Source organism: Streptomyces sp. WMMB 322, assembly GCF_900090145.1.
Taxonomy (GTDB): Bacteria; Actinomycetota; Actinomycetes; order Streptomycetales; family Streptomycetaceae; genus Streptomyces.
In genome coordinates this window covers 1-24,649 of sequence record NZ_FMHI01000002.1, presented here as the reverse complement: position 1 = coordinate 24,649, position 24,649 = coordinate 1, and the positions used below count along the sequence as shown (strand labels likewise).

The window sequence follows — 24,649 nt, the reverse complement described above, 5'->3', positions numbered from 1 at the left end:
GGTGCGCCCGTGCTTCTGCGTCAGCTCCGTCAGGGCAGGTCGCCGACATCCCGCGAGTAGTGGCCGACGGCGTTGGCGATCACCTTGATGTTCAGGTCGAAGGCCTTCTTGTTGATGTTGCCGAGGTCGTCGCACTTCTGGTGGTAGCAGCCGTCGTACGCGGCTCCGGCCTCGCCGCCCCACAGTTCCTGCTCCTCCGCGGACTTGATGCCCTCGGCACCGGTCTTCGAGCCGCCCGCCGCGATGCCCGCCTCGATGAAGGGGCCGTAGTCGGAGCGGCCGTCGAAGTCGGCGCCCCTCGCCTCTTCGCCTCGCGACTCGATGAAGTCGACGATGTCGCTCTCCAGTTGGGCGGAGCCCTCCGGGCCGGGGCCGCTGCCCTCGCCGTCGGAGTCGTCGCCGTCGTAGACGAACAGGCCGTAGTTCGGAGAGGCGATCATGTCGAAGTTGAGGTAGAGGGCGATCTTGTCGCGTTCGGCGTCGGAGAGTTCGGAGACGTAGTGCTCGGCGCCCTGGAGGCCGACCTCCTCGGCCGTCCACAGCGCGAACCGCACCTTGTTGCCTTCGTGGCCGTGACCGCCTCCGGTCCTGGTTCCCCCGGCGGCGGCGAACTGGAGGGCGGTCTCCAGGATTCCGGCCGAGCCCGAGGCGTTGTCGTTGATGCCGGGGCCCTCGCTCACCGAGTCGAGGTGTGCGCCGAACATCGCCACGCGGTTCTCGTCGCCGCCCGGGGTCTCCGCGATGACGTTGGGGGTGCTGCGCTCCTCCTGGAACTCGCGCAGTTCGACGTTCGCCGTGACCTCGCCCGAGCCGGCCTCGGCTGCGAGCGCATCGCCGTCCTCCTTGCTGATGCCGCCGGTCGGGATGACGCCGGCGGCCGGGTCTCCGAGGGTGCCGTTCAGTTCGCCGTCGGTGTTGTTGTAGATGACCGCCGCGACCGCGCCCGCCTCGGCGGCCGCCTTCTGCTTCTCCGCGAAGGTGCAGCCGCCGCGCTGGATCAGGGCGATCCTGCCGTCGAAGTCGCCGGAGGCGTAGTCGTCCGCCGTGCAGCCCGAGCTTCCGTCCTCGTCCTCGGGGGCCGGGGCCACGGCGGCCTCCGTGCCGCCCTCGGGGGTGCTCTTGGTGTACGTCATCAGCTTGACCGGCACGTCGCGCTCGTCGGGCGAGGTGACCGTCATCTTCTCCGCGAGGGTCTCGCGGTAGATGAAGTCGAAGTTCTGGTAGGTGACTTCGTAGCCGGCGGCCTTGAGCAGCGTGCCGGCGTACTTCGCGGAGAGTTCGTGCCCCTTCGACCCGGCGGCGCGGTGTCCGTCGCTGTGGCGTGCGATGGCCTGGAGGGCCTTGAGGTGCTTCATCGCGCCCTTGGCGCCCGTCCGGCGGACGAGCTTCTTCGCCAGGCGGTCGCCCTCCTTGGACGCGGCGGCCTTCGCGGCGCCCGGCGCGGATGCCTTGGCAGCCGCGGACGGGTCCGCCGCCGCGGGTGAGGCGGCGGCGGTCAGCAGCAGCGGCGTGGCCAGGGCGGTGGCGGCCAGTGCGGCGAGGGAGCGGCGTCCGAGCCGTCGGCCCGGCCCGGAGAGGGGTCTCGCGGGCGAACCGGCTGTTCGAGGCGGTACGTGCACTGTCGGGGTCCTTCCGGTGCGTACGGCGGCAGGCGGCACACAACGGGCCCCGAGGCGTCCGGTCCGATGTGCGCCATGTCCGGGTTGCGGACGTGTCGTACCGAAAGCTAGCGGGCGCGGCGCCAACAGGGAACGCTTGTGCGGCACTTGGCCCTGATCCGCTGTGTCGCCCGCCGTGTCGTCCGTTGCGTCGTCCGTTGCGTCGCCCGTTGCGCCGGGCGGACGCGCCCCGCGCTCCTGCTCCGTGCCGCAGCACCGTCAGCCGGCGGGCGCCCGCACGCGTCCCGCAGACGGCTGAGCGACCCTGGTCGTACGGCGGCGTCCGGCGGCGTACGGCGGTGTCCGGCGTTGCGGCACCCCCGACGACGGACGAGGCCCGTGGCGCGGTCTGCGCGCCACGGGCCTCGGGGGTCGTTCGTCCGCTGCCGCGTCAGGTCTTCGCGCGGGTGCGGGCGGCCGCAGCCGCGTCCTCCTTGAAGGCCCACTTCATCTTCGGCTCCATCGCGAAGCGGAAGACCCGCTGCACCGGCGGTGTGCACAATGCGGTGATCAGCGCGGCCGCGATGCAGGTCACGCCGATCGCGCCCAACGGCGTGTGCACCCAGTCGACTTCGTACCAGTCCCAGAAGCGGGACCCCTTGGCGACGAAGCCGTGGAGCAGGTAGCCGTACAGCGTGCCGGCGCCCAGGGCCGTGAACCACAGGTTGCGGCGCGGAACCCACGCCAGGAAGCACGCGGTGAGCACCATGGAGCACCCGAAGAGCGCGAAGGTCATGATGACGCCGATCCACCACGGGGCGCCCATCTCCTGGGCGCTGTTGTAGTGGTAGAACCACGCGGAGTTCATGCGTTCGACCGCCCAGTACGCCACGACCAGGGCCACGGCCAGCACGGGCAGCGACAGCAGCCGTGCCCGGCGGCTGCGCACCAGGTCGAAGTGCTCGGGCTTGAGGAAGAGCCCGATGACGAAGAACGGCAGGAACTGCAGCACGCGTTGCAGGTCCATGTCGTCGCCGATGTCGGGCGAGACGGACGCGAGGACGGCGACCGCGAGGGCGAGCGCCACGGGCCAGCGCACCGTCTTCCACAGCGGCGTCGTCAGGCGCCAGATGAACAACGCGCCCAGGAACCAGGTCAGATACCAGGGGTCGAGCAGGCTGATCGGGTACGAGGGGTCGTCGTCGGCCCAGCGCTTGAAGAAGGTGTAGGCGACCTCGAAGAGGACGTACGGCACGGCCACGCCCGTCAACAGCCGCTTGAGCTGGTGCGGTTTGCCCTGGAAGCTGCGTGAGAAGTAGCCGGAGATCACCATGAACGCCGGCATGTGGAAGGTGTAGACGAAGATGTAGAGGGCACCCGCGGCACGCGAGCCGTCACGCAGCGGCTCCCAGGAGTGGCCGAGCGCGACGAGCACGATCGCCAGGTATTTGGCGTTGTCGAAGTACGGGTCGCGCTGCTTCTGCTTCTGCTTCGGCTGTTGCGCCGCGGCCGGCCGGGGAGGCCTGCCGCCTTCCGGCCCGTGCAGTTTCCCGGCGTCCTCCGGGCGGGAGGTTGCGGCGCCTTCGGCCGGGGGGAGGGGTGTCCGGGCGGCGGTGCCCGGGTGGAGTTCCTGTCTCACGGGACCTCCCTGGGAGGCCGTGCGGAATAGCGGGCCGGAGCGGTGAGGGGAGAGCGGAGGCGCATCGGCCTCACTGTAATAGTGCTGCCAGAGCTCGCAAATTCGCCCTGCAAGGACTGTTTCTGACGCCACAGAAGTTCTGCCGCGTCAGTTGTCGCGTTGCCGGCCGGATCGGGGAAGGGGCGGACGGGGACGGGCCGGGTGCGTCTCTTCCGAAGGTCGGGGGTTCGTCGCACTCGTGTCAGAGTCATGGAATACGTGTTCCCACGAACGCCGGTTCCGTGCCTCCCAGTTCTGCACGGCCCAGTTCTGCACGGCTCCGCATTCTCTCGTCGCTCGTCCCTGCCGATGCCCTCGCTGCTCGGATACCGCTCGGATACCGGTCGGACACCGCCGGGCTTCCGTCCGGTCCGCTCGGTCCGCTCGGCTTCCGTCCGGTCCGCCCGGCCTCCGCCCCGCTTCCGCTCGGACTTCCCGGCCCGAACGCCCCCTCGCGGGGTTCGCCTCAGGCCGCCACCGCCGGGTCCGCCGGGTTCCCGTCCTCCGGCTCCCGTGCCGTCCCGTCGTCCGCGGCGGGTGCGAGGCCCAGTTCCCTGCGGGCGTCGTCCGTCAGCCGGCGTGCGTGGCGCAGGCCGATCGCCTCCAGGGCGTTTCGGAGCTCGTCGAGGTCGGCGGAGGTGCGGCCGGGTTCACGGCCGAGCCGCGAGTGGGACTTGACCAGCCCCAGTCGCGCCAGCGCCTCCCCCCTCGGCTCGCCGATGGCGAGGAACTCCGACCGCGCCCGCTCGTACATCGCGCGGGCCTCGGAGTAACGGCGGGCCCGGTAGAGGACGTTGCCGCGCATCTTGTGGTTGTAGGCGAGCGCGCTCGCGAGGTTCATGGCGCGGCACAGCCCGGCGGCCTCGGAGAGCAGCGCGAGCGCGCGCTCCGTGTCGCCGTCGCGGAGGGAGACGAGGTCGGCGACGCCGCGGAGCGCCCATGCGCGGCCGCGCCGGTCGTCCGCCGCCTCGGCGATCGCCGCCGCCTCCTCGAACATGGCCAGCGCGGAGTCGTGGGCGCCGGTGTTGCGCCGCATCTGCGCCAGGCCCTCCAGTGCCCACACCATGTGGCGGGACTCGCCGCGTTCGCGTGCCTCGGCGAGCAGTTGCTCGTGCAGCGCGTCGACGGCCTCGTAGTCGCCCTGGATGCGACCGGTCTCGGCCAGGCCGGCGAGCGCGTATCCGCGCGCGAGCAAGTCGCCGCCGCGCTGGGCCAGTTCGGCGGAGAGGGCGAGCAGTCTGCGGGCGAGCGGCATCGCGCCGCGCTGGCGGGCGAGGGTGCCTCCGCTCCATGCGGCCCAGGCCATCGCGCCGGCGTCGCCGGCGCCGCGGGCCGTACGGTAGCTCGCCTTCCACGCCCGGTCCGCCTCCCCGGTGTTGCCGAGGCGGCGGTGTGCCTCGGCGACGGCGAGCCGGCAGCGTGCCGCGTCCTGCCGGGTGCCTTCGCGTTCGGCGGTGCGCAACTGCTCGGTCGCGCGGGCGAGTACGTCCGCGAGCGAGGAGTTGACCGACAGCGATTCGAGGGTGCCCTGGTACTCGGGCGCGAATGCCTTGCCGTACATGCCCGTCCCTTCCGCGGTCCCGTGCGGGGCCCGATCGTGGTCCCTGCTATGCACAGGGTGTATACATCGCGTGCATAGACGCACGGCGGGGCGGACGGGTTGAGTGATGCGGAAGTGAATTCCGCTGCGAGGCACGGGAGTTGAGGCGGGTGCGAGGGCTGCCCCTGTGCTCCTTCCGGACGGCAGTACGTGGGCTCATATGACTGTTTTCCGTCATGGATAGGGCACCCGGGCGTCGGGTAGTGCTGAGCGCGACCGGCGGCGGGGGCGGCCGCGGCGGCGCACGGCAGCCGGGCCTCAGGGGCTGTGACGCGCCTTTCCGCAGGGGTGCCGTGCCGCCTCGTACAGCCTCGTACGGCGCGGGAGACCACGTGAGAAAGGCCGGGGGCGGATCAGTGACAGCAGCGGGCAACCCCTTCGAACTGCCGGACTTCTACCTGCCGTATCCGGCGCGGCTCAACCCGCATCTGGACCTCGCACGGAAGCACTCCACCGCGTGGGCACGCGGGATGGGCATGCTGGAGGGCTCCGGCGTCTGGGACCTGCGCGACCTCGAAGCCCACGACTACGCGCTGCTGTGCGCCTGCACACATCCCGACGCCACCGCCGAGGACCTCTGCCTCGTCACCGACTGGTACGTGTGGGTCTTCTTCTTCGACGACCACTTCCTGGAGAAGTTCAAGCGCACCCCCGACCGTGAGGGCGGCAGGCAACACCTCGACAGGCTCGCCCGGTTCATGCCCGCGGACCGTTCCGCCGCGACGCCCGAGCCGGAGAACCCCGTCGAGGCGGGCCTCGCGGACCTCTGGGCCCGCACGGTGCCGCGCATGACGGACGCCTGGCGGGCACGGTTCGCGGAGAGCACGGAGAACCTGCTGCGCGAGTCCCTGTGGGAGCTGTCCAACATCGGCGCGCACCGCGTGCCCAACCCCGTCGAGTACATCGAGATGCGGCGCAAGGTCGGCGGCGCGCCCTGGTCCGCCGGGCTCGTCGAGTACGTGACGGGTGCCGAGGTGCCCGCGGCGATCGCCGCGTCACGCCCGATGCGCGTGCTGCGCGATGCCTTCTCCGACGCCGTCCATCTGCGCAACGACCTCTTCTCGTACCAGCGGGAGGTCCAGGACGAGGGGGAGAACAGCAACGGCGTGCTCGTGCTCGAGCGCTTCCTCGGGTGCAGCACGCAGGAGGCGGCCGACGCCGTCAACGACCTGCTGACCTCGCGGCTCCAGCAGTTCGAGAACACGGCGCTGACCGAACTCGCCCCGCTCTTCGCCGAGTCGGGGCTCGATCCGCAGGCGTGTGCGGGTGTGCTCGCGTACGTAAAGGGGCTTCAGGACTGGCAGTCGGGCGGCCACGAGTGGCACATGCGCTCCAGCCGCTACATGAACGACGGCGGCTCGCGGGCCGGCGCCGGAGCCGATGCGGCAGGCAGTGGCGGCGCCGGGGGCGGTGGGGGTGCCGCGGGCGGCGGGTTGCCGCTGCCCGGGCCGCCCCGCCCGCTGCCCGAGCCGTGGCTGCGGCCGGCCGGGCTGGGCACGTCGGCGGCAGCGCCGGGCGCGGCACCACCGCTGCGCCCGTCGGCGGCCGGGCCGCTCGCGGCGGGCGGAGTGCGCACCACCCCGCGGGCCGAGTCGGCCCGCGCCCGCAGCTTCACCCACATCCCGTACGACGGGGTGGGGCCCTCCCGACTGCCCGAGTTCTGCATGCCGTTCACGGCACGGCTCAGCCCGCATCTGGAACGTGCCCGGCACAACGTCGTGGAGTGGGCCCACCGGACGGGCATCCTCCAGCCGCAGCCCGGAGTCCCCTTCTCGCACGTGTGGGACCAGCGCCGGCTGACCGACATCGATCTGCCGCTGTGCGCCGCCGGCATCCGCCCCGACGCCTCACCCGACGAACTCGACCTGAGCGCCGCCTGGTTGGCCTGGGGCACGTACGGCGACGACTACTACCCCGCCGTCTACGGACGTACCCGTGACCTGGCCGGAGCCAAGGCCGCCACCGAGCGGCTCGCCGCGTTCATGCCGCTCGACGACCCGTGCGCGACCCCGCCGCCGGCCACCGCGCTGGAACGCGCCCTCGCCGACCTGTGGACCCGTACGGCAGGACCGATGGCCCCGGACGCCCGCCGCACCCTGCGCCGGGCCGTCGAGGACATGACGGGAAGCTGGCTGTGGGAACTGGCCAACCAGGCGCAGAACCGCATCCCCGACCCCGTCGACTACATCGAGATGCGCCGCCTGACCTTCGGCTCGGACCTGACGATGAGCCTGTGCCGCCCGGCGCACAGCGAGACCATCCCGCCGGAGGTCCACCGCAGCGGTCCCGTACGTTCCCTGGAGAACGCCGCGGCCGACTACGCGGCCCTGCTCAACGATGTCTTCTCGTACCAGAAGGAGATCGAGTACGAGGGCGAGATCCACAACGGCATCCTCGTCGTGCAGAACTTCTTCGACTGCGGCTACCCGGAGGCACTCGGCATCGTCCACGATCTGATGACCTCGCGGATGCGACAGTTCCAGCACGTGGCCTCCCATGAACTCCCCGTGTTCTGCGACGACTTCGGGCTCGACGACGAGGCTCGCCGCACCCTCGCCTCCTACGTGACGGACCTGGAGAACTGGCTGTCGGGCATCAAGGTCTGGCACGAGGGCTGCCGCCGCTACCGCGAGGAGGACCTCCGCCGGACCCACGGCCCGCCGGGCCGCCCGGGTATCCCGAGAGGGCTGGGCACCTCGGCGGCGCGCATCCTCCAGGCGGCGGGCGGCGGGCGGCGGACACCAGTTGTAGACGCCAGTTGTACTGGTCACGAGCGTTGTTGACTGTGCGGCCCTCGCTGTCACGAAACCAGTGCCCGGCCCGAGGGTTGTTCCCGTGACCCGTGAAGGGCTGCGGCGGCCGGCTCGGATGCGCCGAGTACGTTCTTGGCGTGCGTCTGCGACGGTGCCGGGGGCGGGCGCCCGTCCGCCCCCCGTGGCGTGGACGGGCGCCTGCCCCCGGTCCGGGCGTCAGCCGGCGCTCTCGCCGCTGCTGTTCTTCTCGCTCTTGCCGTCGTCCTGCGTGGCACACCAGGCACGGACCTTCTTCAGGCCCTCTTCGCGGTCCTTCAGCCTGACCTTGAGTTCGCGGCGGTCGTCGAGCCGGTCGCCCAGGAAGTCGGCGATGACGCCGTGGTCGGCCTCCTTCGCGTTCTCGATGCGCTTCTCCAGGCGGTCGATGGATCCGCGGGTGCGCAGACCCCCGTCGAGCCGGTTCTGGACGCGGTCGATGCGCTTGTCGATCTTCGGGGCGCGTTTGCACAGCACCTTCGAGCCGTCGCCCTTCGGCGCGTGCTTCGCCAGCCGCTTCTTGGCCTTGTGGTGGCGGTCCTTGCGGTCCTTCGCGCTCTGCGCCTGCGTCTGCGAGGTGTCGGCGGACACCGGAGCGGCATCGCTGCCGGCGACCGCCGCGGCGGCGCCGCCCGTCGCGATCAGCGCCGCGACGGTGGACAGGGCGACGACGGTGCTCTTCGTTCTCCTCATGACGGACTCTCCTCCTTGTCGGAACGGCACGAGTGCGGATCGCCCGCGCGGTCCCGGACGTTAGAGGCCGTCTTTGTGAATTCCCTGTGATCCGGGTGCCGTTCCGATCAGCCAGTCGCGCTGCTCCGGAAGGTGCGGTCCGGCAGCGGTCTGCTCGCGAGGTGCCAGAGGGATGCGCACCTCGACGCGCGTGCCTTCCCCGCCGTCCGGCCGCTCCCGTATTTCGACCGTCGCCCGGTGCAGCGCCGCCTGCTGCGCGACGAGCGTCAGGCCGAGCCCCGAACCGCCGCTGTCCGCACCGCGCCGGAAGCGCTGGAAGACCGCCGCGCGCTGCTCCTCGGGGATGCCCGGCCCCTCGTCGTCGACGGTGAGGATCGCGACGGGGCCGGCCGGCGAGGCATACGGCCGCACCGCCACCTCGACCCCGCCCGGCGCTCCGCCCCCGCCCGGCGCTCCGCCGCCCCGGCGCCGGCGCCCGTGCGTCAGCGCGTTGGCGATGAGGTTGTCGAGCAGCGAGCGCAGGCCGGGCTCCCACCCGTGCACGGTCAGCCCGGGTTCGGCGGCGGCGAGGCTCACCGGCGCCGTACGGTCACGGCGACGGGCGTCCGCGACGGCCGCCTCTGCCACCTCGCCCAGGTCCAGCGGCCCGAACGCGTCCGCCTCGACGAGGTCGCCCTGCCCCAGCTCCCGCAGCATCACGAGCAGGCCCAGCAGCCGGGAGTGCTCCCGCCGCAGGTCCTCCAGCAACTCGTCGCGGTCCTCGCCCGCCAGTTCGGGGTGTGCGGAGAGGATCTCCAGATTGGTCTGCATGCTCATCAGGGGTGTACGCAGTTCGTGCGCGGCCGCAGAGGAGAAGGAGCGAGCCGTCGCCAGGGCCTGTTGGGTGCGTCCGGCCTGCTCGTCGTAGCGCGCCAGCACCGTGCGCAGCGTCTCCGCGAGGTCGTCGACCTCGGTGATTCCCGTCGGGGCGTGTTCGAGGCGCGAGGTGTCGGAGCGCGGGTCCAGTCCGCTGGTGCGCCGTTGCAGCCTGCGCAGCGGCCGGCTGGCGCGGGAGGCCGCGGCCCACGCCAGCAGCGCGGAGACCGGGGCGGCGACGATCGCGACGCCCACCACCCGCCGCCGTACGAGCGCGAGTCGGTCCCTGCCGGTGGTGTCGGGGGAGAACAGCCACAGCGTCCCGTCGACTCCGGCCCGCCTGCCCTGCACCGGCACCGAGAGCACCCGCCAGCTGTCCACCCTGCGCTTGCCCCGCATGCCCTCCGGTGTGCCGCTGCCCCGCTCACGCACGGTGACGGGACGCGGCGCGGCCTTGGGCAGGCGCGTACGGGCGTCGGGCTGCGGCCCCCCGGAGAACGTGCCCTGCGGGCCGACGACGCGGATGCCCACGTCCAGCGCCGCCGCGTAGAGCCGCCGCTCCCGCACCTGTGCGGCGCGCGGCTTGTCCGACGCGGTCACGCGCAGCAGCCGCCGGGCGTCCTTCTTCACCACGGCGGCGCGCTCGCGCAGATGCGCGTCCTGTTCGGCGTGCAGGTCGCGCGAGACCAGCGCGAACAGCAGCCAGCCGGAGGCGAGTACGAGCAGCGGCACGGTCACGCCGACCGCCAGCGCGATGCGTGTGGAGAGCTTCATCTTCACGGGCCTGCCCCTTGCTTCCGGCTTCTCCTCGCGTACTTCCGGCTTCCCCTCGCGTGCTTTCCGCTCTTCGTCGCGGCCTACTGCTTCTCCTCGCGAAGTACGAAGCCGACGCCCCGCACGGTCTGCAGCAGCCGCGGCCGTCCACCGCTCTCGGTCTTGCGGCGTACGTAGCTGACGAAGGTGTCGACGGCGTCGGTGCGCACCTCGAAGTCGTAGCCCCAGACGCGCTCCAGCAGCTGGTCCCTGGTCAGGACGATGCCGGCGTTGCGGGCGAGTACGAGGAGAAGTTCGAACTCCCGGCGTGTCAGCGGCAGTTGCTCGCCGTCGCGGTGCGCTTCGCGGGTGGCCGGGTTCAGTTCGAGGCTGCCGACGCGCACGGCCTCGGCGGCGCCGGGGCCGGCGCCGGGACTGGTGCTGGGACCGGCGCCGGGAGGGGCGTCCGGCCCGGTTCCGGCTCCCGCGCTGCCTCCGCCGCCCCCGGCCCCCGCCGGGCCCGTCGCGGGCGCCCGTCTGCGCAGCAGCGCGTCCAGCCGCAGCACCAGCTCCTGGAGGGCGAACGGTTTGACCAGGTAGTCGTCACCGCCTGCCTGGAGGCCCGCGATGCGGTCGGCGGTCTCGTCGAGCGCGGAGAGCATCAGCACGGGTACGTCGTCGCCGCCGTCACGCAGTGCCTGGCACACCTGGATTCCGCTCACGTCGGGCATCGAGATGTCGAGCACGACGACGTCGGCCGGCCGCTCCCGCATGAGCGCGAGGGCTTCGCGCCCGCCCTCGGCCAGTTCGACGGCGAAGCCGTTCAGCCGCAGGCCGCGGCGCAGGGAGCGCCGGATCGCCGCGTCGTCGTCGACGACGAGGACACGTCCGCGCTCGCCGCCCGCCGGGCCGGCGTCCCCGCTCATCGCCATCCCCTCCTCACCTTCCCCCCTCCGCCTCCCGCCCCGCCCGCCCGCCTGCCGTGCGCCGCTTCTCCGCGCAGTCTGGCGTGTGCACCTTCCGGCCCGCGAGCCCCCTTCGTCACGCCCTTCCCTCCGATCGACGTTTGCCGCCCCCCGATCGTGCGTACAAGGGGTTTACGGGACACGGACCGGCCGGCCCCGGAAACCCACCGGACGGAGCGCGGAGCAGGCAGCCCGAAGGGCGGAGCAGGCAGCGCGCGGCGTGCGGTGAGCGAGGCGGGCACCGGCTCCGGCTTCGGGGCGGGTGAGGTGTGACCGGCGGCCGGGCGCGGGCACGGCCGGAGGATCAGGCGGCGGAGGTTTCGGGATGGCAGCAGGACCGCGCGTACTGGGCATCGTGCTGGCGGGCGGCGAGGGCAAGAGGCTGATGCCGCTCACGGCTGACCGCGCCAAGCCCGCGGTGCCCTTCGGCGGCGTCTACCGGCTGATCGACTTCGTACTGTCGAACCTCGTCAACGGCGGGATCACGCGCATCGCCGTCCTCACCCAGTACAAGTCGCACTCGCTCGACCGGCACATCTCGACGACGTGGCGGCTCACGAGCCTCCAGGGCGACTACGTGACGCCGGTTCCCGCGCAGCAGCGGCTCGGGCCGCGCTGGTTCCTCGGCAGCGCCGACGCGATCTACCAGTCGCTCAACCTGATCCACGACGAACAGCCGGACCACGTCGTCGTCTTCGGCGCCGACCACGTCTACCGCATGGACCCGCGCCAGATGCTCCGCAAGCACATCGCGGGCGGTGCGGGCGTGACGGTCGCGGGCATCAAGGTGCCGCGCGACCAGGCGAGTTCGTTCGGCGTGATCAACACGGAGCAGGGGAGCGACCGCGTCAGGGAGTTCCTGGAGAAGCCCGAGGACCCGCCCGTGCTGGCCGGTGACCCGGACCATGTGTTCGCCTCGATGGGCAACTACGTCTTCTCCACCGACGTCCTCCTCGATGCGCTGCGCCGCGACGCGGAGGACGAGGACTCCGTCCACGACATGGGCGGCAGCATCCTTCCGCTGCTCACCGAGCGTGGACAGGCCCAGGTCTACGACTTCGACGAGAACGAGGTCCCCGGCGAGAGGGAACGCGACCACGCCTACTGGCGCGACGTCGGAACCCTCGACGCGTACTACGACGCCCACATGGACCTCATCTCGCCCGAGCCGCTGTTCAACCTCTACAACCGTGCCTGGCCCATCTTCACCAACCAGGCGCAGCTGCCGCCCGCGAAGTTCGTGGCGGGCGGCATCGCCAGCGAGTCGATGGTCAGTACGGGGTCGATAATCGCCGGTCAGGTCACCGGCTCGGTCCTGGCGCCCGGTGTCGTCGTCGAGGAGGGCGCCGTCGTGCAGGGCGCCGTGCTGCTTCCGGGCGTACGGGTGGGCCGCGGCGCGGTGGTCCGGCAGTCGATCCTCGACAAGAACGTGGTGGTGCCCGAGGGCGCGACCGTCGGCGTCAACAGCGAGCACGACGCCGAGTACTGCACGGTGTCGGCCGAGGGCATCGTCGCGCTGGGCAAGGGGCAGCACGTGCGGCTGTGAGCGACGACTTCCCCTGTGAGCGGACGGCTTCCCCGGGGCCGCCGCGGCCGATGGGGGAGCCTGCCCGAAGGGGCCGCCGGGGGCCTTTGGCCGGCGGGGCCGGCGAGGCCCCTGACCGTCCGGGCGTCGGCCTTCGGCGGAGGCCGCCCGGGCCGGGTGACCCGCCCCGCGGGACTGCCCGCCAAGTCCCGTGCCGCACGGTCCCTCCGGACTGCCCGCCAAGTGCCTTGCCGCACGGTCCCTCCGGACTGCTCGCCAAGTGCCTTGCCGCACGGCTGAGTTGCTGGTCAGAGAGTGCCCGCCGGGTGAGCACTCGCGCACGTTACCTTCACGTAGCACCTCACCGAGAGCCCTTCCGTGATCACCATCCGTGGCTCTAGACTCCTGTAACTGCCGGTAGTACCGGCTTCTCGCAGCCTCCCGTGTCCCGGTGTCTCAGGCTGCCCTCCTCCCCCCATGACCAGCTGGAGAACCCTTTGACCTTCGCCCGTCGCCCCGGCATGTCTTCGCACCCCCACCGCCGGGCGCCGCAGAGTCATCCCAACGACCCTGTGTTGCAGGGGAGTTCGGGCTTTCTCCGACGGGACTCCATGCGGCCGGCCTACCGCACGGGCTCCTCCAGCCAGGCCCTGACCGCCGCTCGCCGCACCCAGCTCCGCCGGGGCCTCGGCCTCGTCCTCGGTGTCTTCGCGCTCCACGCGCTCGCCTCCGTCCTGCTCCCCGGCCTGATGCCCCTGCACGTCGTCGGCGCCTTCCGGGTGGCCGAACTGGCGGCCGCGGCCCAGGTGCTGGTCATCGCCGTCGCGGTGCTCCTCCACGACAGCCATGCCCGGCGGCACGTCGAACCGCTCGCGCAGCGCATCGCGAGGCGCCAACCCTCCGGACAGGCAGCGGACTTGAATGGTCCGTGGACGGGCCGCGCCGAGGCCCCGGACCCCCGGGAGCAGACCGGCGTCTTCAACGCCTTCGACTCCTCCCGCGCCTTCGGCGGCGGCCGGACGCACAGCGCCCGCGCCGCTGCGAGGGCGACCACGTGAGCTCACTCGCCGACGAACGGGCCCTTGCGATCTCCCTCTTCCTCGTCTTCCTCGCGGGCTGCCTCTTCATCTCCATGCTGACCAGCCCCGACCTGCACGAGGGCATGGACGACTTCTTCGCGCCCCAGGGCTCCCAGGGCAGCCCACGCCCCCTGCGCCAAGGGATGGCCTTCACGGGCGACTTCGTCTCCGCGGCCGGTGTCCTCTACCTCTGCGGCATCGTCGCCGTCGGCAGCCAGGACGGCATCCTCGTCATCGCCGCCACGGCCCTCTCGCCCGTCCTGATGAAGGTATGGCTCGCCGAACGCCTGCCCAGCGGGCCCGGCTGGTCACTCGGCGACGTGCTCTCCCGCCGGCTGCCCGCAGGTCCCGCCCGCCGCGCCGCCGGCTTCGCGACGCTCGTGGTCTCCGTCCCGCTGCTCGTCGCGCAGCTCGTCCCCGTCGGCCGGATCACCGCCGCGCTGATGGGACTGCCGGGCGAGCACGGCGAGATGGCCGGGATCGCGCTGGTCGGAGTCCTCATCCTCTCCTGCGCCGCCATCGGGGGCGTACGGGGCTCCACGCTGCTCCAGATCGTCAAGGCCACCGGATTCCTCCTCATCGCGCCACTGCTGGCCGTGCTGCTGCTGGCCCACTTCGACTGGGACCACGGCCAGTTGCTCTCGCAGGCCGCGCAGCGCAGCGGAGCCGGAGACGCCTACCTCGCCCCCGGGCAGCTGTTCGGCACCGGCATCGCCGGACGCCTCGACACCCTCAGCCTCGCAGTCACCGTGCTGCTCGGCACCGCGTTCCTGCCGCACATGGTGATGCGCCTCTCCACGAGCCGCACGGCCGAAAGCGCCCGCCGCGCGAGCAGTTGGGCCGTGGCCGCGATCTGCCTGATCTGCGTCGCGGTCGCAGTCATCGGCTACGGGCTGCAGGCGCTCGCCGGAGCGGAACAACTCGACGACGCGGGCCCGCGCGGCGGCAACAACCTGCTGATGCTCGCCGCGTCACTCGACGGGAGCGACCCCGACAGCCCCCACGGCCCGGTCACGTTGCTCACCTTCATCGCCTGCGCCGCGTTCCTGACCGTGCTCGCCTCCGCCTCGGTGCTGCTGCTGGCGGGCTCCGCCGCGATCGTCCACGACATGGGACGCCACCGGCACGCCCCGGCCGGCCGCGTCGCCCCGCACCGCCCGCTGCGCGCGAGGACCGCACTCGTCGCCGTCGGCGCCGCCTGCATCGCGCTGGCCGTCTTCGCACGCTCCGCCGACGCGCAGTTCTGGCTCGTCCTCACCTACACCGAGGCCGCCACCGTCGTACTCCCCGCCCTCGGATGCGCCCTGCTCTGGCGGGACTTCACCCTGCGGGGGCTGCGCTGGTGCGTGTACGGGGGCACGCTCGTCACCCTGACGCTGCTCGCGGTCTCACCGGCGGTCTCCGGCAGCCCGGACTCCGTCTTCCCGGACGAGGACTGGGCCCTCTTCCCGCTCTACTCGCCGGGCCTGGTGAGCGTTGCGCTCGCATTCCTGCTCGCCTGGGCGGGCACGCGCCTCACCCGCCGACCACGGCCCGAGCCCGCCCCGCAGGACCCCCAACAGGCCGTCGCCCCGGGAGACTTGGACCTGCTCAGCGGCGCCGGACCACGCCGCCCTTGAGGGCGGACACGCTGTGAGCCCCCAGGCCCGGCGCGTGCGCTTCTCCGTTGGTCCTGCCCGAATGCTCGACGCGGACGGACGGTCCGAGAAGCTGACGGCAAGCACTTGCCGGGCGGCGGCGAGCACGTACGAGAGGATGGGTGCCGTGAGCACCCAGGACCTGGCAGACGTACTCGGCACCCGTGAGACGCCGACCCTTGAGTTCAAGCGCACTGCCAAACGTGAAGGCAAGCGCGGTGACGCCATCGGCAACGCGGTCTGTGCGATGGCCAACGATCTGCCCGGCAAGGGCGGTGGCGACATTCTCGTCGGTGTCGGTGATGACGGACTCCCGGTCGACGGCGTGGACACCGGCGACCGTGCCCTTCTCGCGCTCACCGATCTCCGCGACGACGGCCGTCTCCTCGACAGGCCCTCGTTCACGGTGCAAGCAGCCGTCTACCGGGGAAAACCCGTCGTGCATCTGCACGTTGAGGCGTCGACCACTCCTCCCGTTCGCTTCGAGGGCGTTGTGTGGGTCCGGCCGGGCCCCACGACCAGGCGGGCCACGCGCGACGACGAGCGGGTCCTGGCAGAACGCCGACGCGCTCTGGACGGGCCCTTCGACAGCCGGCCGGTGCACAGCTCAGATCTCGATGACCTGGACCTGGAGCTGTTCCGCAGCAGTTATCTGCCCTCGCTCGTCGACCCTGACGTGATCGACGAGAACGGTCGCCCGTTGACCCAGCAACTGGCGTCGCTGCATCTCACCAGCCCGGAAGCGACGCCTACGGCGCTGGGGCTGCTCGCTGTCGGTTTCGATCCCAGCAGCCGAATCCCCGGTGCGTATGTGCAGTTCATCCGCTATCAAGGCACAGACCTGGATGCTCCGGTCGCAGACGATCAAGAATTGCGGCAGAACCTTGCAGGAACGGCGTCGCGGCTCGAGACGGTGCTGCGCGGGCACCTGCATACTCGCCTGGTCGAGGACGGATTCCGGGAGACACAGCTTCCGGAGTACCCCTTGGAGGCGCTTCGAGAGGTGTGCATGAACGCGTTGATGCACCGCAATTACGAGACCTCCTATGCTCCGACACGTATCGCCTGGTTCGACGACAGGATCGAAGTGACCAACCCGGGCGGCCCGTACGGGCAGGTGCGGGACGACAACTTCGACCGCGTGACCGACTACCGGAACCCGTCCCTCGCCGCAGCGATGAAAGGGCTCGGCTATGTCAACCGCTTCGGCCGCGGAATCGGACGCATCCAAGCTGCGCTGAAACGGAACGGAAATCCGCCGGCAGAGTTCCAAGTCGACGACTCGTCCTGGGCGGTCGTCCTCCGGAAGGTTCCGGCATGACCTCCATCGCGCTTTTCAACAACAAGGGCGGCGTCGGCAAGACGACGCTCACGTATCACCTGGCGCACATGTTCCGGCGGCTGGGCCTTCGGGTCCTGGCGGTCGACCTCGATCCACAAGCCAACCTGACATCGATGTGCCTGGACGAGACCGAGATCGAAGAGCTGTGGGAGGACAGAGACTCCGAACTCATCGCACAGGGGGCGGTGCCGCCGGCGCTTCCGGGCTTCAGCCGGGTTCGTCCCGGCCAGACCATCGCCGATGCCGTCAAACCGATCCTCGAAGGTACAGGTGACATCGCCCCGGTCGAACCCGCGGCTCTGATGGAGGAGTTGTGGCTGCTGCCGGGCAGCCTCGACCTGAGCCGGTTCGAGGACAAGCTGTCGATGGAGTGGTCCAGGACGTTCGCCGGCGACATCGCGGCGATTCGCACGACTACAGCGTTCCACCGCTCTGTGGCCCAGGCGCGGGAGCACGTGCAGGCCGACATCGTGCTCCTCGACGTAGGCCCCAACCTCGGTGCCATCAACCGGGCGGCGCTCATCGCCGCGGACACTGTTCTGATGCCGCTCGCGGCCGACCTGTTCTCGCTCAAGGGTCTGACCAACCTCGGCCCCACCCTGCGTACTTGGCGGCACGACTGGCGGCAGCTCGTGCTACCCCGCATTCCTGAAGGGTTCGAGGCGCCGCAGGCGGACATGAGCCCGCTGGGCTACGTCATCATGCAGCCGGAAATGAGGCTCGACCGGCCCGTGAAGGCTTATGAACGATGGCTGGAACGAATTCCGTGGGTCTTCAGCGTGGCCGTGCTCGATCAGCAGCCGACCTCCAAGGACGACGCCAGGCACCGCATCGCCACGCTCCGCAACTACCGCAGCCTGATGCCGCTGGCTCACGATGCGCGCAAGCCGATGTTCGACCTCAAGCCCGCCGACGGAGCGCTGGGCAGCACACAGCAGTATGTGCAGACCTGCTTCCGCGAATTCCGGCACTTGGCGGAAGCCGTTCTTTCGCGCCTTGAGCAGCACGACTAGGACCCGACTTCAGGTTTGCGCTGCTCAAGCGCGGCGCCCGGCCCTGACGGACCTCACAAAAGCGGCCCAGCTCCCGGCCGGGAACACGAGCGCGGGTCCGTGCGGGACCTTGCTGTCGCGGACAGGCATCACACCGTCGAATCCGTCAGCGACTTCGAGGCAGCTTCCGCCTTGCCCGTCGCTGTAGGAGGACTTCCGCCAGACCGCCGTGCCCAGATCGTGTGCAGTGCTCATCGTCTCTTGTAGTCCTCAGCCGCTGATTCGAGCAGAGTCAGAGAGGCTGCCGGGGTGAGCGCGGCTGCCCTGACGAGATCGTATGACTTCTGGTTCTGCTCAACCAGCGAAGGTTCGTCGATGAGTTGGCCGGTACCCGCACCTTCGGTGTAGGTGACTGGCGGCGCGTCCTTGAAGGTCATGCCGGACGCCATGCCGTTCAGCACGGCCTGCGCCGCGGACTCGAAGGGGAGCACCTGAACCATCGTTCGGTGCGTCCGCCCCAACTCTGCGATGTGCAGGAGTTGTTCGGCCATGACGGCCGGCCCGCCCATGGGAATGCGGAGAACCGCCTCGTGGATGACCGCCCACAACTGAGGCGTTGTTGGGTCGGCCAGCAGCCGTTGCCTTTCGAGTCGGGCGCGTACGTGCTGCTCGATCTCCTCCTCCGGAGCGAACGGCAGCGTGGCCCTGGTCAGCGCCCGCGCGTACGCCTCCGTCTGAAGCAGCCCGGGCACGAGCATCGGCGCGTACTCGCTGATGGTGGTGGCCAGCTTCTCCAGCTCCGCCGGCGTCCGCGAAGTAGTCGGGGTGCTTGGACCGCCGTGCCAGCCTGCACAGGCGCTGGATGTGCTCGCCGCTTCCGAGGACTTCGTCGAAGAGTTTGGAGACGTCCGTCTGCGGGCGGCGCACCGCTGATTCGAACTGCCCCACGTACGTGCCGGAGCAGAAGACGCGCTCGCCCAACTGCTCCTGCGAGAGCCCGGCTTGCTCGCGCAGTCGGCGAAGTTCCGCGCCGTAGAAGGCTCGTGGCGAGGTGTAGGGGTCGAGTTCCTTGGGCTGGGTCACGCCGGTTCCCCTGTCGTACGGCTGTCGTGCAGATCGCTTGCTGGGTCGGATTCCCTACTCAGCGTAGCCGTCGCCGGTCACGCTGTGAGGGCGAACCGTGACAACGGGCAACCAGTGAAAGGTGATTGCAGTGCACTCCGTGTATCCGGACTTCTTCGACGACCGTGCCGTCGAGGCCATCACGACATCGACGGAGGCGGTGGTGCGGCTCCAGGAGGCCCTCGGCGGCGTCGGTGTCACCCTCCCGTTCCTCGGCATCGATCTGCTCTCGTGCAGCCGGCCGCTGGACCCTCGTCCCCTCATCGAATTGGGGCGCTGCAACCTGGAGACGGCCGATGCGCTCACCGAGGCCCTTCGCAGGGTGCAGGACGGTTGAGCCGTGAGGCCGCCGCGCCGCCGGTTCCGGGCAGCGTCGTCGTCGACGAGCAGCGGGGCCGGGTCGGGGAGGTGGCGGGCCGGGGGCCGGGCGGGGCGCTGCGGCTGCGGCCCTTGCGCGGTGGCCGCGAATGGGCCGCGGACCCCGCCCGGGTGCGCAGGGCCACGCCCGCCGAGCGTCTGCACGCGACGCTCGCCGCGGTGAACGCGGCCAGCCGATCGGGCCGTTCGTAGGCGGCCCGGGGCCCGAACGGCCCGAACACGCCCCGAGCGGCCCGATCACGTCGGGCATGGCGGCGGCGAACCGTTCCGCGGTGTCACGGAAGGGCCGCGGACGGTCCGCCGCCGGGTCCGGACCGGTGTCCGGACGGCAGACCGGAACCCCCAACGAGGGTGCCGGCCGGGCTGGTCGAGGCAGGCATCGTACGCGTGAGAAGTGAAACCGGGAGTCCGGCGGCCACGCGTGACCTGCCCGTTCCATACTGTTATGACTGAGTTGCACCGAAAATCACATCTGCCTACGCTACTCGAAACAGGTCCCCCCGCAAGCCGCGTTCCGACGGTGGAGAGTGCCACATGAGTGGATCCGGCAACCGCAGTCCGATCGTCATCGAAGGGGTCGAAGAGGAGGTCTCCAGGCGCGGCGACCCGGATTACGAACGCAAGCGGGCGGAGGCCGTCTGGAACGGCCTCAAGCCGGAGCGGTTCCCCGAGCTGATCGTGCGGGTGGCTTCCGCGGAGGAGATTCCCCAAGTCCTCGCTCACGCACGCGAACAGGGGCTGCGGGTGTCGATGCGTTCCGGCGGGCACCACTGGTCCGGGTCGCAGCTCCGCGAGGGTGCCCTGCTGCTCGACCTCTCCCGGCTTCAGCACTGCGACGTCGACCCGGACTCCTCGACGGCCGTGGTGGGCCCGGCCGTCACGGGCCGGACGCTGGGCGCCGAACTTGCCCGGCACAGGCTCGCGTTCCCCCTCGGGCACAGTCCGGCCGTGGCCCTGGGCGGCTATCTGCTCAGCGGCGGACTCGGCTGGAACTCACGCGAGTTGGGGCCGGCCTGCAGCTACGTCGAGGAGATCGAGGCCGTCACCGCCGACGGCAGGACGGTCCGGTGCAGCGAGAACGAGAACCCGGACCTGTTCTGGGCGGCGCGCGGAGCCGGACCCGGATTCTTCGCCGTCGCCACCCGCTTCAAGCTGCGGCTGCTCCCGCACCCGGGTTCGATCATGTCCGTCTCCTTCACCTTCCCGCTGTCCGAGGCCGATCCCGTGGGGAACTGGGCGCTGCACACGGCACTGGAGAGGCCGCCGAACATCGAGGTCAGCCTCGTACTGACCGCCGCCGCGCGGGGAGTGTCCGGCCCGGGGCCCCGGCTGCGCATCGCGGCGAGCGCCTTCGCCCCGTCCCGGCAGGAGGCCGCGGACGCCCTCGCGCCACTGGCCAACTGCCCCTTCGCCTCCCGCGCCGTCGACTCGGAGTCCCCGCATCCGACGACCTTCAGGGACCTGTACGGAGGCCGGGCAGCGACCTGGCCCCCCGAGCAGCGGTACGCGGTGGACACGCTGTGGTCGCCCGAACCGTACGAAACCCAACTGGCCCGCAGCGCACACCTGATCGACCGGGCGCCGTCCCCGGACTCCTACGTGCTCGTCCCCGTCGAGCCCGTCGCCCCGGACCCGGACGGGCTGCGGCACATGGCCTTCTCCGATCTGGGGAGCTCCTATCTCACCGCGTTCGCCGTGTGGGACGACCCGGCGGACGACGAGGCCAACACCCGCTGGCTGCGTCAGGGCATGGACGCCCTGGACCCGCAGGGCATCGGCAGCCACTACATCGGGGAGGCGGACCTGGGAGCCGGCTCGTCGCGCGCCCGCCGCTCCTTCACCCCCGCCGACTGGGAGCAGCTGCGGCTGCTGAGGGAACGCTGGGACCCCACCGGCCTGTTCGAGGGCTACCTCACCCCCTGAGCCGCCCCCCGCTTCCGGCACCGCCCTGCTTCCTGCCCCGCACCTCTTTCGGCTGGTGCCGAAAGAGGTGCACGCCCGGCCCGCGCACGGCAACCTCCCCGGCGGGGAGCGGTGTTCCGGCCCGGTGGACCGGGGGAGGGCCGGAACACCGCGCCGCCCCGGGTGCTTCGCGTCCGGTGCCGTCCCTCCCGTCCCGTCCCGTGCCGGGGCGACGGCGCGCGGCTACGCTCGTGACACGAGGGGTTCCCGCGAGCGGGTCCTCACGCTGCCCGGATCGGTGGTGGACGGCTGAGCAGGGGTGATGCGCATGCCTGAACTGCCCGACGTCGAAGGCTTCCGCAAGGTTCTCGACTCCTGCGCCCGCGACCGGCGCATCCAGCAGGTCGAGGTGTACGACACCGGCGTACTGCACGGCGTGAGCGAGGGGCGCCTCCGCCGTGAGCTGGAAGGCCGCCGGTTCACCGGGGCCGAGCGCCACGGCAAGTGGCTCCTCGCACCCACCGGCGGACCCACGGTGATGCTCCACTTCGGCATGACCGGTCAACTGCTGTGCTGCCGCCCCGGAGACGAACGGCACGCCCACGACCGCGTCGCGTTCACCGTCGGCAGCGACCGTCAGCTCCGCTACCGCGACCAGCGCAAGCTCAAGGGCCTCTGGCTCGCGGACGATGCGGAACTCGCCCGCACGCTCGACGCCCAGGGCCCCGACGCCGCCGCCGTCGGCCGCGAGGACTTCGACTCCCGCATCCGGCGCCGCCGCGGAAGCCTCAAGTCCGCCCTCACCGACCAGTCGGTGATCGCCGGGGTCGGCAACCTGCTCGCCGACGAGATCCTCTGGCACGCCCGCCTCCACCCGGCCCGCCGGGCGGGCGGCCTCACCGACGGCGAACGCTGCCGCCTCCACGACGACATGCGCACCGTGCTGCGCTCGTCGGTGCGTGCTGAGTGCGTGCCGCCCCGGGAGTCCTGGCTCACCGGCCACCGCGACGACCCGCACGGCATGTGCCCGCGCTGCGGTACGGAGCTGAACCGGGGCCGCACCGCGGGCCGCAGCACGGTGTGGTGCCCGCGCTGCCAGCCCGAGCCGGCCTGAACGAAGGGCCTGAACGGACAGGCCAGAACGCCCTCGGCCCGTCGTCCGGACATGATCACGTAACCGCGCATCCGCGCAGGTGGCGACGCTTTTTCCTCCCCCGGGTGGCCCTTGCCCCCGAAGTGTCTCAAACTGCCTCAAAGGGGATTAAAGCGTCCGTACGTGTGGTCGAAGGGACAGTTCATGAGCGAAAACAGGGCCGTCGCCTACATAGAACCCGGCGTCGTGGAAGTCCAGACGATCGATTTTCCTGACCTCGAACTGCACGACGGTCCCGGAGTGGACCCCCGCAACGTCGGCCGCCAGGTCCGGCACGGTGTGATCGTCAAGGTGCTCGCGAGCAACATCTGCGGCAGCGACCAGCACATGGTGCGCGGACGCACCACGGCACCCTCGGACCTCGTCCTCGGCCACGAGATCACCGGCGAGGTGATCGAGAAGGGACCGGACGTCGAGTTCATCGAGGTCGGCGACATCGTCTCGGTCCCCTTCAACATCGCCTGCGGCCGATGCCGCAATTGCAAGGAACGCAAGACCCACATCTGCCTCAACGTCAACCCGGCCCGTCCCGGCTCCGCCTACGGCTACGTCGACATGGGCGGCTGGGTCGGCGGCCAGGCCGACTACGTGATGGTTCCGTACGCGGACTTCAACCTGCTGCGCTTCCGCGACCGCGATCAGGCCCTGGACAAGCTCCTCGACCTGACGATGCTCTCGGACATCTTCCCCACCGGCTACCACGGCTGCGTCAGCGCCGGAGTCGGCCCGGGCAGCACCGTCTACATCGCGGGCGCCGGCCCGGTCGGCCTCGCCGCGGCGGCCTCGGCCCAACTGCTGGGCGCGGCGGTCGTGATCGTCGGCGACCTCAACCAGGAGCGCCTCGCCCAGGCCCGCAGCTTCGGCTGCGAGACCATCGACCTGACCCGCGGCTCCCCCGCGGACCAGATCGAGCACATCCTCGGCGAACCGGAGGTGGACGCCGCTGTCGACGCCGTCGGCTTCGAGGCGAAGGGCCACGGCAAGGGCGCCGGCGAGGCCCCGGCCACCGTCCTCAACACCGTGATGGACGTGGCGAGGGCGGGCGCGTCCCTGGGCATCCCCGGCCTGTACGTCACCGAGGACCCCGGAGGCGTCGACGCCGACGCCCAGTCCGGTTCGCTCAAGGTCCGCCTCGGCCTGGGCTGGGCGAAGGCCCACCACTTCACCACGGGCCAGACGCCGGTGATGAAGTACCACCGCCAGCTGGCCATGGCGATCCTCCACGACCGCGTACAGATCGCGAAGGCGGTCAACGCCCAGGTCATCCCCCTGGAGGAAGCCCCGCGCGGCTACGAGGAGTTCGACCGCGGCGCCAGCCGCAAGTACGTCCTCAACCCGCACGGTGCGCTGAACCGCTACCAGAAGGCCGCATGACGGACCGGTCCGCGCCGCTCCGACGTCCAGCCCCGTCCGGCCTGGACTGACGAGCTGTCACCGGCCGTGGCCAGGCGCAAAGTTTGCCGACGCTGTTGTCGAAAGCGACCTCGAACCAGTTGCCGGGCGGTCGTGTTCACCACGCGCACGCCTCCGCCGCCCCGACATGCGGACGGGCAGCTCAGGAACCGGATGAGTACCGGGTTCCTGAGCTGCCCGACGAGGCCGCTCTCGACGTCTAGCCGGTGAGGCCGGAATCCCCGCCGTTGGCGTCACCGGAGGTCTGGTCGTTGTCGTTGTTGGCGATGCCGCAGATGTTCTGCATGTTGCGGGAGTCGGCCAGCGAGATGAGCGGACCGTTGAGAGTGACGAGTCCGCCGAGGTCCGTCGTGTTGTTGTCGCCGTTCGACTGGACGCAGGTGATCGTCACGTTCTTCGGGGGCTCTTCTCCTCCGCCGGCGGCGGCGACGCCGGCACCGAGCATGCTGACGCTACCGACCACGGACGCCACAAGAGCAGCTTCGCGAAGCTTGGGCATTTCCTCTCCACTTCCATGAGGGCTTGACGCGATCGGCAAATTGATCGCTGATGGGCAGTGAAAAACCATATTCCTCGAATGGTGTACAGCGTCCTGCAACACGCCGTTCTGCACTCGCTGAAAGCCGGGCCGGCACCCAAACCGGGTTCCTCGGCCTTGCGTTGTGAACGGGTGGGACATGATTCGGGGACCGAGCCCGAGGGCCCGGTCCCCGAATGTGTGCCGACGAGATCCTCAGGCGAGGCCGTTGGCGGTCCCGCCGGTGGCGTCGCCGGAGGTCTGGTCGTTGCCGATGATGCCGATGCCGCAGTTGTTCTGCTGGTTGCGGGCGTCGGCGTCGCCGGCGCCGCCGGTGAGCGTGACGAGGGCGGGCAGGTCGACGTCACCGTTCGTGACGGTGTCGCCGTTCGCCTGGGTGCAGGTGACGTTCGGGAGCTGCGGGGGCTCCCACCCGCCGGCGGCGGCGACGCCGGAACCGACCATGCCGACGCCGCCGACCACGGCGGCCACGACGGCAGCTTCGCGAAGCATGCGCATTTGATCTCCACTTCCATGAGGGCTTGACACGATCAGTAACCGATCGCATGTAGGCAGTGACAAACGGTATGGCGTGAAATCGAGCTTTTCATCCACAACACGCCGTTTTGTTCTGATCCACGGCGTGAGTCGTCAGTCC

Annotated in this window: 21 protein-coding genes and 1 pseudogene; 11 read left to right on the top strand and 11 right to left on the bottom strand. The window is 70.9% G+C overall.

Annotation, left to right across the window (positions count from 1 at the left end):
• Positions 1–29: 29 nt before the first annotated feature.
• The 3 genes from H180DRAFT_RS03620 to H180DRAFT_RS03610 form a co-directional block, all read right to left on the bottom strand.
• On the bottom strand, positions 30–1,532 hold the full coding sequence (locus H180DRAFT_RS03620; protein WP_107097578.1) for a M28 family peptidase: 1,503 nt from the start codon (positions 1,530–1,532) through the stop codon (positions 30–32).
• Positions 1,533–2,049: 517 nt separating this feature from the next.
• Positions 2,050–3,144 carry an acyltransferase family protein gene (locus tag H180DRAFT_RS03615; RefSeq protein WP_055484884.1) on the bottom strand — a complete coding sequence of 365 codons (1,095 nt, stop codon included), beginning with the start codon at positions 3,142–3,144 and terminating at the stop codon, positions 2,050–2,052.
• A 598-nt stretch (positions 3,145–3,742) separates the two neighbouring features.
• A complete protein-coding gene (locus H180DRAFT_RS03610; protein WP_055484526.1) occupies positions 3,743–4,837 on the bottom strand; it encodes a tetratricopeptide repeat protein in 1,095 nt (364 codons plus the stop codon).
• A gap of 395 nt (positions 4,838–5,232) precedes the next feature.
• Between H180DRAFT_RS03610 and H180DRAFT_RS03605 the strand changes: the two genes are divergently transcribed.
• On the top strand, positions 5,233–7,659 hold the full coding sequence (locus tag H180DRAFT_RS03605) for a terpene synthase family protein (protein WP_074466613.1): 2,427 nt from the start codon (positions 5,233–5,235) through the stop codon (positions 7,657–7,659).
• A 186-nt stretch (positions 7,660–7,845) separates the two neighbouring features.
• Here H180DRAFT_RS03605 and H180DRAFT_RS03600 read toward each other — a convergent pair whose 3' ends face one another.
• The 3 genes from H180DRAFT_RS03600 to H180DRAFT_RS03590 all read right to left on the bottom strand — a co-directional run bounded on the left by H180DRAFT_RS03600 (position 7,846) and on the right by H180DRAFT_RS03590 (position 10,892).
• On the bottom strand, positions 7,846–8,358 hold the full coding sequence (locus tag H180DRAFT_RS03600; protein WP_055484525.1) for a hypothetical protein: 513 nt from the start codon (positions 8,356–8,358) through the stop codon (positions 7,846–7,848).
• 60 nt (positions 8,359–8,418) lie between these two features.
• The gene (locus H180DRAFT_RS03595; protein ID WP_055484882.1) at positions 8,419–9,987 is read right to left on the bottom strand and encodes a sensor histidine kinase; all 1,569 of its coding nucleotides are present in this window, start codon (positions 9,985–9,987) and stop codon (positions 8,419–8,421) included.
• An 83-nt stretch (positions 9,988–10,070) separates the two neighbouring features.
• On the bottom strand, positions 10,071–10,892 hold the full coding sequence (locus tag H180DRAFT_RS03590; protein ID WP_055484881.1) for a response regulator transcription factor: 822 nt from the start codon (positions 10,890–10,892) through the stop codon (positions 10,071–10,073).
• Positions 10,893–11,256: 364 nt separating this feature from the next.
• On the opposite strand from H180DRAFT_RS03590, the gene glgC reads away from it, so the two are divergent.
• The 5 genes from glgC (at position 11,257) to H180DRAFT_RS03565 (ending at position 17,527) form a co-directional block, all read left to right on the top strand.
• Positions 11,257–12,477 (top strand): glucose-1-phosphate adenylyltransferase, encoded by a 1,221-nt coding sequence (gene glgC, locus H180DRAFT_RS03585; RefSeq protein WP_055484524.1) that lies wholly within the window; start codon positions 11,257–11,259, stop codon positions 12,475–12,477.
• Positions 12,478–13,067: 590 nt separating this feature from the next.
• Positions 13,068–13,514: a DUF485 domain-containing protein gene (locus H180DRAFT_RS03580; protein WP_055484523.1), complete on the top strand. Its 447-nt coding sequence runs from the start codon at positions 13,068–13,070 to the stop codon at positions 13,512–13,514.
• Entirely contained in the window at positions 13,511–15,154 is a 1,644-nt protein-coding gene (locus tag H180DRAFT_RS03575) for a sodium:solute symporter family transporter (protein WP_055484522.1), read from the top strand. The genes H180DRAFT_RS03580 and H180DRAFT_RS03575 overlap by 4 nt, the downstream gene beginning before the upstream one ends.
• 145 nt (positions 15,155–15,299) lie before the next feature.
• A complete protein-coding gene (locus tag H180DRAFT_RS03570; protein ID WP_254665858.1) occupies positions 15,300–16,493 on the top strand; it encodes an ATP-binding protein in 1,194 nt (397 codons plus the stop codon).
• Complete coding sequence (locus tag H180DRAFT_RS03565) at positions 16,490–17,527, top strand: ParA family protein (protein WP_055484521.1); 1,038 nt, start codon at positions 16,490–16,492, stop codon at positions 17,525–17,527. The genes H180DRAFT_RS03570 and H180DRAFT_RS03565 overlap by 4 nt, the downstream gene beginning before the upstream one ends.
• Positions 17,528–17,551: 24 nt before the next feature.
• Here the strand turns inward: H180DRAFT_RS03565 and H180DRAFT_RS03560 are convergent, their stop codons facing one another.
• From H180DRAFT_RS03560 to H180DRAFT_RS30910, 3 genes and pseudogenes are all read right to left on the bottom strand, one after another.
• Complete coding sequence (locus H180DRAFT_RS03560) at positions 17,552–17,761, bottom strand: DUF397 domain-containing protein (protein ID WP_055484520.1); 210 nt, start codon at positions 17,759–17,761, stop codon at positions 17,552–17,554.
• Positions 17,758–18,264 carry a DUF5753 domain-containing protein gene (locus H180DRAFT_RS30915; protein WP_368073106.1) on the bottom strand — a complete coding sequence of 169 codons (507 nt, stop codon included), beginning with the start codon at positions 18,262–18,264 and terminating at the stop codon, positions 17,758–17,760. Before H180DRAFT_RS30915 ends, H180DRAFT_RS03560 begins: the two co-directional genes overlap by 4 nt.
• A 169-nt stretch (positions 18,265–18,433) precedes the next feature.
• Positions 18,434–18,589 (bottom strand): annotated as a pseudogene (locus H180DRAFT_RS30910) (multiprotein-bridging factor 1 family protein); the annotation flags it as partial.
• Between the two features lie 130 nt (positions 18,590–18,719).
• On the opposite strand from H180DRAFT_RS30910, the gene H180DRAFT_RS03550 reads away from it, so the two are divergent.
• From H180DRAFT_RS03550 to fdhA, 5 genes are all read left to right on the top strand, one after another.
• Positions 18,720–18,965 (top strand): hypothetical protein, encoded by a 246-nt coding sequence (locus H180DRAFT_RS03550; RefSeq protein ID WP_254665857.1) that lies wholly within the window; start codon positions 18,720–18,722, stop codon positions 18,963–18,965.
• Positions 18,962–19,198 carry a hypothetical protein gene (locus tag H180DRAFT_RS03545; RefSeq protein WP_055484519.1) on the top strand — a complete coding sequence of 79 codons (237 nt, stop codon included), beginning with the start codon at positions 18,962–18,964 and terminating at the stop codon, positions 19,196–19,198. The genes H180DRAFT_RS03550 and H180DRAFT_RS03545 overlap by 4 nt, the downstream gene beginning before the upstream one ends.
• Positions 19,199–19,540: 342 nt before the next feature.
• Entirely contained in the window at positions 19,541–20,929 is a 1,389-nt protein-coding gene (locus H180DRAFT_RS03540; protein ID WP_055484518.1) for an FAD-binding oxidoreductase, read from the top strand.
• Positions 20,930–21,236: 307 nt separating this feature from the next.
• Positions 21,237–22,022 carry an Fpg/Nei family DNA glycosylase gene (locus tag H180DRAFT_RS03535; protein WP_055484878.1) on the top strand — a complete coding sequence of 262 codons (786 nt, stop codon included), beginning with the start codon at positions 21,237–21,239 and terminating at the stop codon, positions 22,020–22,022.
• Positions 22,023–22,205: 183 nt separating this feature from the next.
• On the top strand, positions 22,206–23,435 hold the full coding sequence (gene fdhA / locus H180DRAFT_RS03530) for a formaldehyde dehydrogenase, glutathione-independent (RefSeq protein WP_055484517.1): 1,230 nt from the start codon (positions 22,206–22,208) through the stop codon (positions 23,433–23,435).
• 238 nt (positions 23,436–23,673) lie between these two features.
• Here fdhA and H180DRAFT_RS03525 read toward each other — a convergent pair whose 3' ends face one another.
• Positions 23,674–23,973, bottom strand: a complete 300-nt coding sequence (locus H180DRAFT_RS03525; RefSeq protein ID WP_139151352.1) for a hypothetical protein — start codon at positions 23,971–23,973, stop codon at positions 23,674–23,676.
• Between the two features lie 234 nt (positions 23,974–24,207).
• Entirely contained in the window at positions 24,208–24,504 is a 297-nt protein-coding gene (locus H180DRAFT_RS03520) for a hypothetical protein (protein ID WP_139151351.1), read from the bottom strand.
• Positions 24,505–24,649 lie beyond the last annotated feature (145 nt).